This is a genomic window from Nonomuraea sp. NPDC001831, from assembly GCF_042892035.1.
GTDB lineage: Bacteria > Actinomycetota > Actinomycetes > Streptosporangiales > Streptosporangiaceae > Nonomuraea.
Window position 1 is genome coordinate 1 of sequence record NZ_JBIATU010000003.1, and the last position, 12,995, is coordinate 12,995.

The 12,995-nt window shown below is 71.9% G+C and carries 15 protein-coding genes; 4 read left to right on the forward strand and 11 right to left on the reverse strand.

Annotation, left to right across the window (positions count from 1 at the left end):
* Window positions 1-105: 105 nt before the first annotated feature.
* Entirely contained in the window at window positions 106-1,884 is a 1,779-nt protein-coding gene (locus tag ACFYYW_RS10985) for an ABC transporter ATP-binding protein (RefSeq protein WP_352326359.1), read from the reverse strand.
* Window positions 1,881-3,683 carry an ABC transporter ATP-binding protein gene (locus ACFYYW_RS10990; RefSeq protein WP_352326370.1) on the reverse strand — a complete coding sequence of 601 codons (1,803 nt, stop codon included), beginning with the start codon at window positions 3,681-3,683 and terminating at the stop codon, window positions 1,881-1,883. The genes ACFYYW_RS10985 and ACFYYW_RS10990 overlap by 4 nt, the downstream gene beginning before the upstream one ends.
* Before the next feature lie 117 nt (window positions 3,684-3,800).
* Here ACFYYW_RS10990 and ACFYYW_RS10995 point away from each other — a divergent pair, with 117 nt between their 5' ends.
* From ACFYYW_RS10995 to ACFYYW_RS11005, 3 genes are all read left to right on the forward strand, one after another.
* Window positions 3,801-4,490, forward strand: coding sequence for a TIGR03085 family metal-binding protein (locus ACFYYW_RS10995; RefSeq protein WP_387647327.1), 690 nt, complete (start codon window positions 3,801-3,803; stop codon window positions 4,488-4,490).
* Between the two features lie 163 nt (window positions 4,491-4,653).
* Window positions 4,654-4,815, forward strand: coding sequence for a hypothetical protein (locus tag ACFYYW_RS11000; protein WP_185844438.1), 162 nt, complete (start codon window positions 4,654-4,656; stop codon window positions 4,813-4,815).
* 62 nt (window positions 4,816-4,877) lie between these two features.
* Complete coding sequence (locus ACFYYW_RS11005; RefSeq protein ID WP_387647330.1) at window positions 4,878-6,239, forward strand: glutamine synthetase family protein; 1,362 nt, start codon at window positions 4,878-4,880, stop codon at window positions 6,237-6,239.
* A gap of 164 nt (window positions 6,240-6,403) precedes the next feature.
* On the opposite strand, the gene hisF is transcribed toward ACFYYW_RS11005, so the two are convergent.
* From hisF to hisD, 9 genes are read right to left on the reverse strand one after another with little or no spacing between them, the layout of a single operon-like run.
* Entirely contained in the window at window positions 6,404-7,165 is a 762-nt protein-coding gene (gene hisF, locus ACFYYW_RS11010) for an imidazole glycerol phosphate synthase subunit HisF (RefSeq protein WP_352326355.1), read from the reverse strand.
* Window positions 7,162-7,551 (reverse strand): Rid family hydrolase, encoded by a 390-nt coding sequence (locus tag ACFYYW_RS11015; protein ID WP_352326354.1) that lies wholly within the window; start codon window positions 7,549-7,551, stop codon window positions 7,162-7,164. Before ACFYYW_RS11015 ends, hisF begins: the two co-directional genes overlap by 4 nt.
* A 32-nt stretch (window positions 7,552-7,583) precedes the next feature.
* Window positions 7,584-8,306 (reverse strand): bifunctional 1-(5-phosphoribosyl)-5-((5-phosphoribosylamino)methylideneamino)imidazole-4-carboxamide isomerase/phosphoribosylanthranilate isomerase PriA, encoded by a 723-nt coding sequence (gene priA / locus ACFYYW_RS11020; protein WP_352326353.1) that lies wholly within the window; start codon window positions 8,304-8,306, stop codon window positions 7,584-7,586.
* Window positions 8,307-8,636 (reverse strand): hypothetical protein, encoded by a 330-nt coding sequence (locus ACFYYW_RS11025; RefSeq protein ID WP_352326351.1) that lies wholly within the window; start codon window positions 8,634-8,636, stop codon window positions 8,307-8,309.
* Window positions 8,633-9,268 (reverse strand): imidazole glycerol phosphate synthase subunit HisH, encoded by a 636-nt coding sequence (hisH, locus tag ACFYYW_RS11030; protein WP_364421014.1) that lies wholly within the window; start codon window positions 9,266-9,268, stop codon window positions 8,633-8,635. The genes ACFYYW_RS11025 and hisH overlap by 4 nt, the downstream gene beginning before the upstream one ends.
* Window positions 9,265-9,420 (reverse strand): hypothetical protein, encoded by a 156-nt coding sequence (locus ACFYYW_RS11035; protein WP_352326349.1) that lies wholly within the window; start codon window positions 9,418-9,420, stop codon window positions 9,265-9,267. Before ACFYYW_RS11035 ends, hisH begins: the two co-directional genes overlap by 4 nt.
* Window positions 9,417-10,010: an imidazoleglycerol-phosphate dehydratase HisB gene (gene hisB / locus ACFYYW_RS11040; protein ID WP_352326348.1), complete on the reverse strand. Its 594-nt coding sequence runs from the start codon at window positions 10,008-10,010 to the stop codon at window positions 9,417-9,419. The genes ACFYYW_RS11035 and hisB overlap by 4 nt, the downstream gene beginning before the upstream one ends.
* Window positions 10,007-11,095 (reverse strand): histidinol-phosphate transaminase, encoded by a 1,089-nt coding sequence (locus ACFYYW_RS11045; RefSeq protein ID WP_352326346.1) that lies wholly within the window; start codon window positions 11,093-11,095, stop codon window positions 10,007-10,009. Before ACFYYW_RS11045 ends, hisB begins: the two co-directional genes overlap by 4 nt.
* Window positions 11,092-12,408, reverse strand: a complete 1,317-nt coding sequence (hisD, locus tag ACFYYW_RS11050; RefSeq protein WP_387647337.1) for a histidinol dehydrogenase — start codon at window positions 12,406-12,408, stop codon at window positions 11,092-11,094. Before hisD ends, ACFYYW_RS11045 begins: the two co-directional genes overlap by 4 nt.
* Before the next feature lie 368 nt (window positions 12,409-12,776).
* Here hisD and ACFYYW_RS11055 point away from each other — a divergent pair, with 368 nt between their 5' ends.
* On the forward strand, window positions 12,777-12,971 hold the full coding sequence (locus tag ACFYYW_RS11055; RefSeq protein WP_387647340.1) for a hypothetical protein: 195 nt from the start codon (window positions 12,777-12,779) through the stop codon (window positions 12,969-12,971).
* Window positions 12,972-12,995 lie beyond the last annotated feature (24 nt).

A 12,995-nucleotide genomic window follows, 5' to 3' on the forward strand; every position in this document is an offset into this window, starting at 1 on the left:
ACAACGCCAAGCCGTTTCGATGGACCAAGACTGCGGACCAGATCCTCGACCGCATCTGCCACTACTGCGACCGAATCTCAAAACCGGCTCACTAGGGACGCGCGCTCAGGAGTGCGCCGCCGAGACCCAGGAGGCGTGCAGGTCGGCGTAGACGCCGGGCTGGGTGACCAGCTCGGCGTGCGGGCCGCGCTGCACCAGGCGGCCGGCGTCGAACACCAGCACCTCGTCGGCGTTCTCCGCCGTCGAGAGCCGGTGGGCGATCGAGACGGCCGTGCGGCCCCTGGTGACGCCCTCCAGCGCGCGGGCCAGGCGCACCTCGGTGGCCGGGTCGACGGCCGAGGTGGCCTCGTCCAGCAGCAGCAGGTCGGGGTCGGCGAGGTAGGCGCGGGCCAGGGCGACGAGCTGGCGCTCGCCCGCCGACAGCGACTCCCCGCGCTGGCCGACGGGCGTGTCCAGGCCCGCGGGCAGGCCCTCGACCCAGTCGGCCAGGCCCAGCTCGGTCATCGCGAGCTGGATCTCCTCGCGGGTCGCCGGCGGCCTGCCGTACCGGACGTTGTCCTCCAGGGTGCCGTCGAACAGGAAGCCGTCCTGGGGGACCATGACGATGCGTTCGCGCAGGGAGGAGAAGCGCACGTCGCGCAGGTCGTGGCCGTCCACCGTGACGCGGCCGCCGACCGGGTCCATGAGCCGGGTCAGCAGCTTGGCGAACGTGGTCTTGCCCGACCCGGTCTCGCCGACGACGGCGACGCGCGAGCGCGGCGGGATCTCCAGCGAGACCTCGCGCAGCACGGGCGGGCCGCCCGGGTAGGAGAAGTGCACGTTCTCGAAGGCCACCGAGATCGGGCCCCGGGGCAGCTGCACGCCCTTCTCGCCGGGGTCGGCGACGTCCGGCGGGGTGTCCAGCACGCCCAGGATGCGGCGGTACCCGGCGACCGCGTTCTGGGCCTCGTTCAGCACCTCGGTGGCGGTCTGCAGCGGCGAGACGAACAACGTGACCAGGAAGAGGAAGGCCACCAGCTTGCCCGCGGTGATGTCGCCGGACACGCCGAGCCGGACGCCGAGCAGCACGATCCCGGCGATGGCCAGCGCGGCCACGATCTCGGTCAGCGGGAAGACGAAGCCGACGATGGTCTGGGCCTTGATCTGCGCGCTCCTGTTGGCGTCCACGGCCTTGTCGATGCGGTCCGCGGTACGCCGCTCGGAGGCGTAGGCCCTGATGACGGCGGCGCCGACGACGGACTCGCTGACCGCGGCGAGCATGTCGCCGGTCCGCTCCCGCACGGTCGTGTACGCCCGCGACAACAGCCGCTGGAACCGCGGCAGCGCGATCATCAGCGGCACGAAGCACACCCACACCAGCAGCGTGAGCTGCCAGGAGTAGACCAGCATGAGCACGCTGGCCACGAAGAGCTGGCCGAACGCCACGATGATCATCAGCCCGCCCCACTGCATGAACGTGCTGATCTGGTCGATGTCGTTGGTGACCCGCGAGACCAGCGCGCCGCGCCGCTCGCTGTTCTGGGTGAGCACCGACAGGTCGTGCACGTGCCGGAACCCGCGCACGCGCAGGCTGGCCAGCGACGACTCGGTGGCCTTGTACAGGCGCACGTTCATGATGTAGCCGGCCAGCGCGGTCAGCAGCACGGCCGCGGCGCACACCAGGACGGCCCGGGTGATGTACGGCAGGTCCGGCGTGCCGCTCTTGATGCCGGTGTCGATCGTCTGCTGCACCGCGATCGGCACGATGATCTTGCCGATGGTCGCCACGACGGCCAGCCCGAGCGTGCCGGCCAGCCCCTTGCGGAACTCGGGGGTGAGCGACAGGCCGTGCCAGATGGTGGCCAGCGCCGACCGCTCGACGTTGCCCTGGAGCGCCTCGCTCATGCGCTGACCTCTTCCTCTTCCTCTTCGGCGTCCTGGGCCAGCGACAGGTCGATGGCGGCCCGTTCGGCCTCCTCGCGCTCGTAGGCGGTCACCAGGTTGCGGTATCCGGGACAGCGCACGAGCAGCTCCTCGTGGGTCCCGCGGTCCTCGACCCGGCCGTGGTCGAGGTAGACCACCTCGTCGGCCAGGGCGATGGTGGCCATCCGGTAGGCGACGACCACGACGGTGGAGGCCTCCGCGCTGTCGCGCAGCCCGTGCAGGATCTTGGCCTCGACCTGGGGGTCCACGCTGGAGGTGGCGTCGTCGAGGATGAGCAGGCGCGGGCGGCGGACCACCGCGCGGGCCAGCGCGATGCGCTGGCGCTGGCCGCCGGACAGCGACGCGCCGCGCTCGCCGACGCGGGTGTCGAGCCCGTCGCCCAGGCGGCCGACGAAACCGTCGGCCTGGGCCAGGCGCAGCGCCGCCCACACGTCCTCGTCGCCGGCGTCCAGGCCGAGCGCGACGTTGCCGCGTACGGTGTCGTCGAACAGGAACGTCTGCTGCGGCACCAGCGCGGCCGAGCCGGCGATGGCGCCGTAGGGCAGGTCGCGCACGTCGACGCCGTCGAGCAGCACCTGCCCGGAGTCGGGGTCGACGAGCCGGACCAGGAGCTGGACCAGCGTCGACTTGCCCGACCCGGTCGGCCCCACCAGCGCGACGGTACGGCCGGGCGGCACGTCGAAGGTGACGTCGTGCAGCACCTCGGCCTGGCCGTAGGCGTAGGACACGCCGGCCACCTTCAGCTCGGCGGGCCCGGACGAGGCCACGGGCGTGTCGCCGTAGTCCATGGAGCCGTCGGCGTCGAGCACGGCCTGCACCCGCTGCCAGCCGACGACGCTGCGCGGCAGCTCGGCCAGCACCCAGCCCAGCGCCCTGATCGGGAAGGCCAGCAGCGTGAACAGGTAGGCGACCTGCACCAGGTCGCCGGAGTCGATCGAGCCGGTGGACAGGCGCAGCGCGCCGACCCCCAGCACGGCGAGCACGCCGATCGTGGGCAGCGCCTCCAGCATGGGGTCGAACAGCCCGCGCACCCGGCCGACGGCGATGTTGGCGTCGCGCAGCTCGTGGGCGCGGCGGCGGAACCGGTCGGTCTCCAGCTCCTCACGGCCGAGGGTCTTGATGACCAGCGCGCCGTCGAAGCTCTCGTGCGCGATCTCGCTCACCTCGGCGCGCAGCTGCTGGGCGCGGGTGGCCAGGGGGCTGAGCCTGCGCTGGTAGACCAGGTTCAGCACGGCGATGGCCGGGAAGATCAGGAAGCCCACCAGCGCGAGCACGAGGTCGGTGAACAGCATGGCGACGGCCGCGGTGAACAGCATGACCAGCACGCCGACGGCCATCGGCAGCGGCGCGAGCGGCGCCCAGGCGGCCTCGGCGTCCGCGCTGGCGTTGGACAGCAGTTGCCCGGTCGGGTGCCGGTGGTGCCAGGACAGCGGCAGCCGCAGGTACTGCTTGGTCACGTCCCTGCGCGACCTGGCCTGCATGCGGTACTGCACGACGCCGGCCAGGATGCGCCGTCCCGCCACGCCGATCGCCTTGAGCAGGGCGGTGCCGATGATCAGCAGCGCTCCCGTCCACAGGGCGCCGGCGGAGGTCCGGCCCTGGTCGAAGGCGGGCAGCACCACGTTCTGCGTCGCCCAGCCCAGTGCCCAGGCCGAGGCGACGGTCATGCCGCCGTAGACCGCGCTGGCCAGCGCGGCCATCGCGAACACGGCTCTCTCCGTGCGAATGGCCACCCCAAGGACACGCAGCCCTTGACGCATGACGGCCGAGGTGACCTTGCTCGCCACTCCGTGTTTTTCCCTTCAAACGTCGATATTTCTATCTATGTCCCTATCACGACCGATCATCTCCTTATTCCCACAGGTAGGCTTGGCGGGGTGACTCACGCTCGTGGCGAACGCACCGCGCTCTGCGACCTGTTCGACCGGCTCGGCCCCGACGCGCCCACCCTGTGCGAGGGGTGGACCACCTACGACCTGGCCGCCCACCTCGTGCTGCGCGAGCGCCGGCCGGACGCCATGGGCGGCATCGCGATCAGCGCGCTGGCGGGCTACACCGCCTCGGTCCAGAACGGCCTGAAGGCCAGACACCCCTACCCCGAGCTGGTGGGCATCGTGCGGCGGCCGGGCGGCGTCTACGGGCTGCTGCCCTTCCTGGACACCGCGGTCAACACCCTGGAGTTCTTCGTCCACCATGAGGACGTGCGCCGCGCCCAGCCCGGATGGGAGCCGCGCGAGCTGCCGGCCGACCTCGACGAGCTCATCTGGAAGCGGGTGTCGGCGGGCGCCCGGCTCATGCTGCGCCGCTCGCCGGTGCGCCTGGTACTGCGCCGCGTGGGCGGCGGTGCGGCAGGCGGCAGGGTGGCAGGCGGCAGGGTGGCAGGCGGCGGGGTGGCAGGCGGCGGGGTGGCGCTCGGCGGGGCGCGGGAGGGCGCCAAGGTTCAGGTCAGCGGCACGGCCCAGGAGCTGCTGCTGTTCTGCTTCGGCCGGCAGGAGCACGCCAGGGTGGAGCTGACCGGCGACGACGCGGCGGTGAGCCGGGCAACCGAAGCCCGGCTCGGATTCTGACCGAAACCCTCGGCCCAGAAACCCCTCGTCTTAAACCTCCAGCCCGTACGATGGCACAGGAAAGAAGCCCCCCGGTTAGGATCTTGGACATCTTCACAGAAGATGACCGTGATCGCCCAGATCCGGGTATATACGGCTGGGAATGGACTGCAGGAGGCCCCCCATGCAGGTCAAGAAGGTGGCTACGTACGTTCTGGTGGCGTTCGTGGTCTTCTACCTGTTCACCCGGCCGGCCCAGGCGGCGGCCGCGGTCAACGGCGTGTTTGACGGAATTGTCCAAGGAGCCAACCAATTGGCGGTCTTCTTTACGAATGTTCTGACCTGATGTTCGCGTTCTGTCCGCGCTAGGTGCTTCCACGCGCTGACAGATCGTGTTACGCAGGCAGGATGAGAGATCGCCCCAGCGGCAACAAGATCAATCAGCTCGATCCGCAGGCTCGGCGCGTCCTCGAACGGGCAGAGCTTGAGGGCATCGAGCTGATCCGTTTCCTGTACGCCGACCACGGTGGCGTGGTCCGTGGCAAGGCGGCGTCCCGGTCCCGGTTGGCCGAACGGCTCAACTCGGGCATCGGGCACACGGTGGCCATGATGGCGATGAACATGCTCGACCAGCTCCAGGAGGTCGAGCACCTGGGTCCGGTGGGCGAGGTTCGCATTGTCCCCGACCCGGCCACGTTCGTCCCGTTGCCCCATGCGCCGGGCGCCGCCGCGATGCTGTCGGACCTGCGCCGGCCCGACGGCTCACCGTGGGAGGCCTGCGCACGCACGTTCCTCAAGGACGCCGTGGCGGAGCTGGCCGGCGACGGCTACCGGATCGAGGCGGCCTTCGAGCCCGAGTTCACGCTCGGCCGCCGCCTGCCCGACCCCAATGGCGGCCCCGACCGGCTGGTGCCGCTCGACGACTCTCTCTGCTACGCCGGCACGGGCTTCGACACCGCGCACGACTACACGATCAAGCTCATGCGCGCGCTGGAGACCCAGGGCCTGCGCGTCGAGCACTACCACCCCGAGCTCGGCCCCGGCCAGCAGGAGCTGTCGGTGCGCCACGCGCCCGCGCTGCGCGCCGCCGACAACCACGTGCTCTACCGGGAGACCGTGCGCGGCGTGGCGATGCGCATGTCGATGTGGGCCTCGCTGGCCCCCAAGCCCCTGGCCGACCAGGCCGGCAACGGCGCCCACCTGCACCTGTCGCTGTGGCGCGACACCCAGAACCTGTTCGCCGAGGACGGCGCGGAACGCGCGCACTTCATCGGCGGCCTGCTCGCCCACCTGCCCGGCCTGACCGCCCTGACCTGCGGCAGCGTCAACAGCTTCCGCCGGCTCGCACCCCGCATGTGGTCCAGCGCCTACGCGGTCTACGGCCCCGACAACCGGGAGGCGGCCGTGCGCGTGTGCTCGCCGCTGGGCGAGAGCGGCGAGCCGAACCTGGAGCTGAAGCCGTCGGACTCCTCGGCCAACCCGTACCTGTCGCTCGGCGCGGTCATCCACGCCGGGCTCGACGGCGTCCGCCGCAAGCTCGACCCGGGCGAGGCCGTGGACATCGATCCCGACACCATGCCGGACCGCTACCCCCGCCTGCCCGGCTCCCTGGAGGAGGCGCTCGACGCGCTGGAGGCCGACGAGGTGCTCATGGAGGCGCTCGGGCCGTTGCGGCGCAGCGCGTACCTGGCGGTCAAACGTTCGGAGGCGGCCGCGTTCGCCGCCAAGGACGCCTCCTACGAGCTCTTCCACCACATGCGCGTGTTCTGACCGCCTGCCGGCCCCAGCGCCGCCGACCCCGCGCGGGCGGGGCCGGCGAGCGGCCTCAACGGACCGGGGACCGCAACGGACCGGGCGGCCCCAGTGGACCGGGCGGCCTCAAACGGACCGGGCGGCCCCAGTGGACCGGGCGGCCTCAAACGGACCGGGTGGTCTCAGCGGACCGGGTGGCCCGCCATCCGCAGCGTCTCCTTGACGTCGCCGATCTTCAGCGTGCCGAAGTGGAACACGCTGGCGGCCAGCACGGCGTCGGCCCCGGCCGCGATCGCCGGCGGGAAGTCCTCCAGCCGGCCGGCCCCGCCGCTGGCGATCACCGGCACCCGCACCGCGGCGCGCACCGCGTGCAGCAGTTCCAGGTCGTAGCCGTCGAGGGTGCCGTCGCCGTCCATGGAGTTGAGCAGGATCTCGCCGACGCCCAGCTCCTCGCCGCGCGCCGACCACTCCACCGCGTCGATGCCGGTGCCGCGCCGGCCGCCGTGGGTGGTGACCTCGAACCCGCTGGGCATGCCCGGCGCCCGGCGGGCGTCGACCGACAGCACCACGCACTGCGCGCCGAACCGCCGCGACGCCTCGGTCAGCAGCTCGGGCCTGGCGATGGCCGCGGTGTTCAGGGACACCTTGTCGGCCCCGGCCCGCAGCAGCCGGTTGACGTCGTCGACCGCGCGCACGCCGCCGCCCACGGTGAGCGGGATGAACACCTGCTCGGCGGTCCTGCGCACCACGTCGAGCATGGTCTCCCGCTCGCCCGAGGAGGCGGTGATGTCGAGGAAGGTCAGCTCGTCGGCGCCCTCCTCGTCGTAGCGCCTGGCCAGCTCGACCGGATCTCCCGCGTCGCGCATGTTCTCGAAGTTGACGCCCTTGACGACCCGTCCGGCGTCGACGTCGAGACAGGGGATCACTCTTACCGCTACGGTCATGCTCGCAGTGCCTCGATTTCGATCTCGACCAGCATTCGAGGGTCCACCAGTCCGGCGACCCTCACTCCTGTGCAGGCGGGCCGCACGTGCCCGAAGACTTCGTAGATGGCCCGGCCGACGAGGTCGAAGTGGCGCTGCTCCACCACGTAGTAGCGGACCATGACGACGTCCTCGCGGGTCAGGCCGCCGACCTCGACGGCGTCGAGCGCGATGTCGATGGCGGTCAGGCTCTGCCGGTAGGCGTCGCCGACGTGGCGCACCTCGCCGTCGATCGTGGCCGTGCAGCCGGAGACGATCACGCGCTCGCCCACGACCACGGCGCGGGCGTAGCCGTACTTCTCCTCCCAGATGCCGCCCGAAAACACCCTCGGACCGGTGCTTTCCATGCTGACGCTCATTCCGCCCCCTCCCGGCGAAGCTAAACGCGTACCGCGGCCAGCGCGTCCTCAAGAGTGAACGCGTGAGCGTACAGGGCCCTGCCCACGATGGCTCCCTCCACTCCGTCCGGGACGAGAGAAGCCAGTGCCACCAGGTCGTCAAGACTGGACACGCCGCCACTGGCGATCACGGGCTTGTCGGTGTGTGCGCAGATCCGCCGGTAGAGGTCGAGGTTGGGCCCCTGCAGCATGCCGTCCTTGGTCACGTCGGTGACGACGTAGCGGGGGCAGCCGTCGGCCTCCAGGCGGTCGAGCACCTCCCACAGGTCGCCGCCCTCCTTCGTCCAGCCGCGGGCGGCCAGCGTGGTGCCGCGCACGTCGAGGCCCACCGCGATCCGGTCGCCGTGCTCGGCGATGATCTTCCGGCACCAGTCGGGGTTCTCCAGGGCGGCGGTGCCGATGTTGACCCGGCGGCAGCCGGTGGCCAGGGCGGCGGCCAGCGACTCGTCGTCGCGGATGCCGCCGGACAGCTCGACCTTGACGTCGAGCTTGCCGATCACCTCGCTGATCAGCTCCTTGTTGGAGCCCCTGCCGAACGCGGCGTCGAGGTCGACCAGATGGATCCACTCGGCGCCCGCCTCCTGCCAGGCCAGCGCCGCGGCGAGCGGCTCGCCGAAGCCGGTCTCGGTCCCGGCCTCACCCTGGACGAGGCGTACGGCCTGGCCATCGGCGACGTCCACGGCGGGAAGCAATACGAGCGACATTCAGGTCCTCCGGTCGAAAGCGAGGGTCACGACAACAGGTGCGAGCAGCAGGGAGAAGACGAACACGGCGAGGCTCACCGCCGGCGAGCCCCAGACCAGCCACACGATCGCCTGCACGATCAGGAAGCCGAGCGCCACCGCGACGTTCTGGGCGCGATGGCGGCGGGCGATCAGGCCGCCCTGCCGGGCGAACCTCACCGGGCGCGGGATCAGGCGGGCGGTCAGGGCGCGGCGCCGGGCGCGGCGCGCCTGCCGCTCCTCGTTGAGCCGGATCGCGCGCGCCCGCCCGGCCTCCCGCTCGGCCCGCCGGCGCGCCCGCTCCTTGCTCATACCGTCTCTAGCCAGTTCCTCAGCAGGGCGGCTCCGGCGTCGCCGGACTTCTCCGGGTGGAACTGGGTGGCCATGAGCGGGCCGTTCTCGGCGGCGGCCACGAACGGCACGCCGTGCTCGGCCCAGGTCACCACGGGCGCGGCGAAACCGGGGTCGGCCGGCTGCAGCTCCCACTCGCGCACGCCGTAGGAGTGCACGAAGTAGAAACGGGTGTCGGCGTCGAGCCCGGCGAACAGCACGCTGTCAGCGGGCGCCTTGACCGTGTTCCACCCCATGTGCGGCAGCACGGGCGCCTCCAGCCGCTCGACCGTGCCCGGCCACTCGCCGCAGCCCTCGGTCTCGACGCCGTGCTCGACGCCCCGCGCGAACAGGATCTGCATGCCGACGCAGATGCCCAGCACCGGACGCCCGCCGGCCAGCCGGCGGCCGATGACCCGGTCGCCGTGCACGCCCTTGAGCCCGGCCATGCAGGCCGCGAACGCACCGACGCCCGGCACGACCAGCCCGTCGGCGTCGAGCGCCGCGTCGAAGTCGGCGGTCACGGTGACGTCCGCGCCCACCCTGGCCAGGGCCCGCTCGGCCGAGCGCAGGTTGCCCGAGCCGTAGTCGAGCACCACGATGTTCTTGCTCACCACCACAACACCCCCGCCGTGATCGCCATCGCCGCGCCGAGCGCGCAGCACGCCGCGCCCACCTTGAGACCCTGCTTGGCCAGCGAGAACACGCCTCCGGCGAGGAACAGCCCGAGGAACACCATCACGCCCGCGATGAGGTTGTCGGTCATAGCACGCCCTTGGTGCTCGGCACGCCCGAGGCGCGCGGGTCGAGCTCGGACGCCTCGCGCATCGCCCTGGCCAGCGCCTTGAACTGGGCCTCGACGATGTGGTGGGCGTTGCGCCCGTACGGGACGTGCACGTGCAGGCAGATGGCCGCCTGGGCCACCAGTGACTCCAGGATGTGCCGGGTCATCGTCGTGTCGTAGTCGGGGCCGATCATCGGGGCCATGCCCGCGGGCTCGGTGTGCACGAGGTACGGCCGCCCGGACAGGTCGACCGTGACCTGGGCCAGCGACTCGTCCAGCGGGCACGACGCGCTGCCGAACCGCCGGATGCCGGACTTGTCGCCCAGCGCCTGGCGGAAGGCCGCGCCCAGCGCCAGCGCGGTGTCCTCGATCGTGTGGTGGGAGTCGATGTGCAGGTCGCCCTCGGTCTTGACGGTCAGATCGAACAGACCGTGCTTGCCGAGCTGGGCCAGCATGTGGTCGAAGAAGCCCACCCCGGTCGAGACGTCGACCAGCCCGGTGCCGTCGAGGCCCACCTCGACCAGCACCGAGGTCTCCTTCGTTGCCCGCTCCACGCGCCCTACGCGACTCACAGAACCTCCTCCATCGCGGCGCGGAAGGCCGCCATCTCCTCGCCGGTGCCGATCGACACACGCAGCCATTCTGGCGGGCCCACCTCGCGGATGAGCACACCGCGCGCCAGCAGCCCCTCCCACACCTTGCGCCGGTCGGGGAACCGCCCGAACAGCACGAAGTTGGCGTCGGAGTCGGCCACCGACAGCCCCTTGCCGCGCAGCCACGCGACCGTGGCGTCGCGCTCGGCGCGCAGCGCGTCGACCGTGCCGAGCAGCTCGGCGCGGTGGCGCAGCGCGACCCGGGCGGCCGTCTGGGTGAGCGTGGACAGGTGGTACGGCAGCCGCACCAGCAGCAGCGCCTGCACCACGGCCGGGTGCGCGGCCAGGTAGCCGAGGCGGGTGCCGGCCATGGCGAACGCCTTGGACATCGTGCGGGTGACGATCAGCCTCGGGTGGCGCGGCAGCAGCGTGAGCGCCGACGGAGTGCCCTGGCGGGCGAACTCGGCGTAGGCCTCGTCGATCACCACCACGCCCGGCGCGGCGGCCAGCACGGCCTCGATCGTCGACAGCGGCTGCGCGGTGCCGGTCGGGTTGTTGGGCGAGGCCAGGAAGACGATGTCGGGCCGGTGCTCCTCGATCGCCGCGACGGCCTTGCCGGGGTCGAGGGAGAAGTCGTCCTCGCGGACGGCGCTGATCCATTCGGTGCTGGTGCCGGTGGTGAGGATCGGGTGCATGGAGTACGACGGCTCGAACCCGATGGCGGTGCGCCCGTGGCCGCCGAAGGCCTGCAGGATCTGCTGGAGCACCTCGTTGGAGCCGTTGGCCGCCCACACCTGCTCGGGGCTCAGCCCGTGGCCCAGGTAGGCGGCCAGGTCGGCGCGCAGCTCGGTGGCGTCGCGGTCGGGGTAGCGGTTGAGCTCGCCCGCGTTCGCGGCCACGGCCCGCGCCAGGTCGGCGACCAGCGCGGGCGAGGGCGGATAGGGGTTCTCGTTGGTGTTGAGCCGGACCGGCACGTCGATCTGCGGCGCGCCGTAGGGCGAGCGGCCCTTCAGGTCGTCGCGGATCGGCAGGTCGGCGAGGGTCAGGTCGTCGGACGCGTTCACTCGGTCTCCGTGGGGACTCGCCAGTCGAAGCGGGCGCGGATCGCGGCGCCGTGCGCCGGCAGGTCTTCGGCGTCGGCCAGCACCGACACGTGGGCCGCCGCGCGGGCCAGCGCGTCGCGGGTGTAGTCGACGACGTGGATGCCGCGCAGGAACGACTGCACCGACAGGCCGCTGGAGTGGCAGGCGCAGCCGCCGGTGGGCAGCACGTGGTTGGAACCGGCGAGGTAGTCGCCGAGCGAGACCGGCGCGTAGGTGCCGACGAAGATCGCTCCGGCGTTGCGGACGCGGGCCGCGACCTCGGCCGCGTCGGCGGTGTGGATCTCCAGGTGCTCGGCCGCGTACGCGTCGACGACCTTGATGCCGTCGTCGATCGAGGAGACCAGCACGATGCCCGACTGCCGGCCGCCCAGCGCCTCGGTGATGCGCTCGGAGTGGCGGGTGGCCGAGACCTGGCCCGGCAGCTCCTTCTCGACCGCCTCGGCCAGCTCGAGGCTGGTGGTGACCAGGACGGCGGCGGCGATCGTGTCGTGCTCGGCCTGGCTGATCAGGTCGGCGGCGACGTGCACCGGGTCGGCGGTCTCGTCGGCCAGGATGGCGATCTCGGTGGGGCCTGCCTCGGAGTCGATGCCGATGCGGCCCTTGAGCAGGCGCTTGGCTGCGGCGACCCAGATGTTGCCGGGGCCGGTCACCATGGTCGCGGGCGGGCACTCCTCGGTGCCGTAGGCGAACATGGCCACGGCCTGCGCCCCGCCCACGGAGTAGACCTCGTCGACGCCGAGCAGCGCGCACGCGGCCAGGATGGTGGGGTGGGGCAGCCCGCCGAACTCCTTCTGGGCCGGGCTGGTGACGGCCAGCGAGGCGACGCCCGCCTCCTGGGCCGGGACGACGTTCATGACCACGCTGGAGGGATAGACGGCACGGCCGCCGGGCACGTAGAGGCCCACGCGGTCGACCGGCACCCAGCGCTCGGTCACCGTGCCGCCGGGCACGACCTGCGTGGTGACGTCGGAGCGGCGCTGGTCGCGGTGGACCAGCCGGGCCCGCCTGATCGACTCCTCCAGCGCGGCCCTGACCCGGGGGTCGAGCTCGTCGAGCGCCCGCCGGACGGCGTCGGCGGGCACGCGGGCGGAGGCGATCTCGACACCGTCGAACCTGGCGGTCAGCTCCCGTACGGCTGCCGCCCCGCGATGGCGCACGTCGTCGCAGATGGGCCGCACCTTCTCCAGGGCGGCCTCGACGTCGAGCTCGGCGCGGGGCAGCACGTCGCGCAGGTCCGCAGGAAGGGAACCGCGCATGTCAATACGGGAAATCACCCTGACAGTCTACGGAGTCCGGGCCCCGCATCCGCTTCTGTCCAGAATGCGGGACGCAGGTTGGACACGTTACGGGGGCCGCGAGCGCGGCGTTCGCCGGACGCCGCGCTCGCGGCCGCCAGAGCCCCGGACCGGGCCAAGCCGGGGCCGAGTGGCCGTGGCCGCCACGGGGGCGCGGTCACGGCCGGGGGAATGGCCTGGCCCCCTCCTGCCCGGCCCGCCAGGTGTCTAACACCCTGCGGCAAAGAAAACTCTCGGTGAGTTAAAAATAATCTTGCGGCTGTTTGCCCCGCTCGGCGCGGCGTAGGCGGTTCATAACGCCTTTCGCATTACATGTCCATTATGTCCACTCGCCTACCCTGGGCGGCATGGGACAGTGGCGAGCCCCCGGCGGCATCCTGGTGGAGGCGATCATCCTCGATGATCGCCCACTGCTGCGCGTCTCCCACCGCGTCAACGGCCGGACGTACCTGCGCGGCTACTGCAAGACGGTCTCCGAACTCGACGAACACGGCGTGGACCTCGGCGAACTGGTGGAAGCCGGCCCGCTTGACCATTTGTAGACCCCGGCCAGCCGCTGTCGATCA

What these genes read in the sequence shown, in the direction of transcription:
- priA (WP_352326353.1), bottom strand. Translation starts at nt 8,306, where the DNA reads ATGTCGCTCGTATTGCTTCCCGCCGTGGACGTCGCCGATGGCCAGGCC.
- ACFYYW_RS11015 (WP_352326354.1), bottom strand. Translation starts at nt 7,551, where the DNA reads ATGGAAAGCACCGGTCCGAGGGTGTTTTCGGGCGGCATCTGGGAGGAG.
- ACFYYW_RS11025 (WP_352326351.1), bottom strand. Translation starts at nt 8,636, where the DNA reads ATGAGCAAGGAGCGGGCGCGCCGGCGGGCCGAGCGGGAGGCCGGGCGG.
- ACFYYW_RS11005 (WP_387647330.1), top strand. Translation starts at nt 4,878, where the DNA reads ATGAGAGATCGCCCCAGCGGCAACAAGATCAATCAGCTCGATCCGCAG.
- ACFYYW_RS10985 (WP_352326359.1), bottom strand. Translation starts at nt 1,884, where the DNA reads ATGAGCGAGGCGCTCCAGGGCAACGTCGAGCGGTCGGCGCTGGCCACC.
- ACFYYW_RS11000 (WP_185844438.1), top strand. Translation starts at nt 4,654, where the DNA reads ATGCAGGTCAAGAAGGTGGCTACGTACGTTCTGGTGGCGTTCGTGGTC.
- ACFYYW_RS11055 (WP_387647340.1), top strand. Translation starts at nt 12,777, where the DNA reads ATGGGACAGTGGCGAGCCCCCGGCGGCATCCTGGTGGAGGCGATCATC.
- hisF (WP_352326355.1), bottom strand. Translation starts at nt 7,165, where the DNA reads ATGACCGTAGCGGTAAGAGTGATCCCCTGTCTCGACGTCGACGCCGGA.
- ACFYYW_RS11035 (WP_352326349.1), bottom strand. Translation starts at nt 9,420, where the DNA reads ATGACCGACAACCTCATCGCGGGCGTGATGGTGTTCCTCGGGCTGTTC.
- ACFYYW_RS10990 (WP_352326370.1), bottom strand. Translation starts at nt 3,683, where the DNA reads ATGCGTCAAGGGCTGCGTGTCCTTGGGGTGGCCATTCGCACGGAGAGA.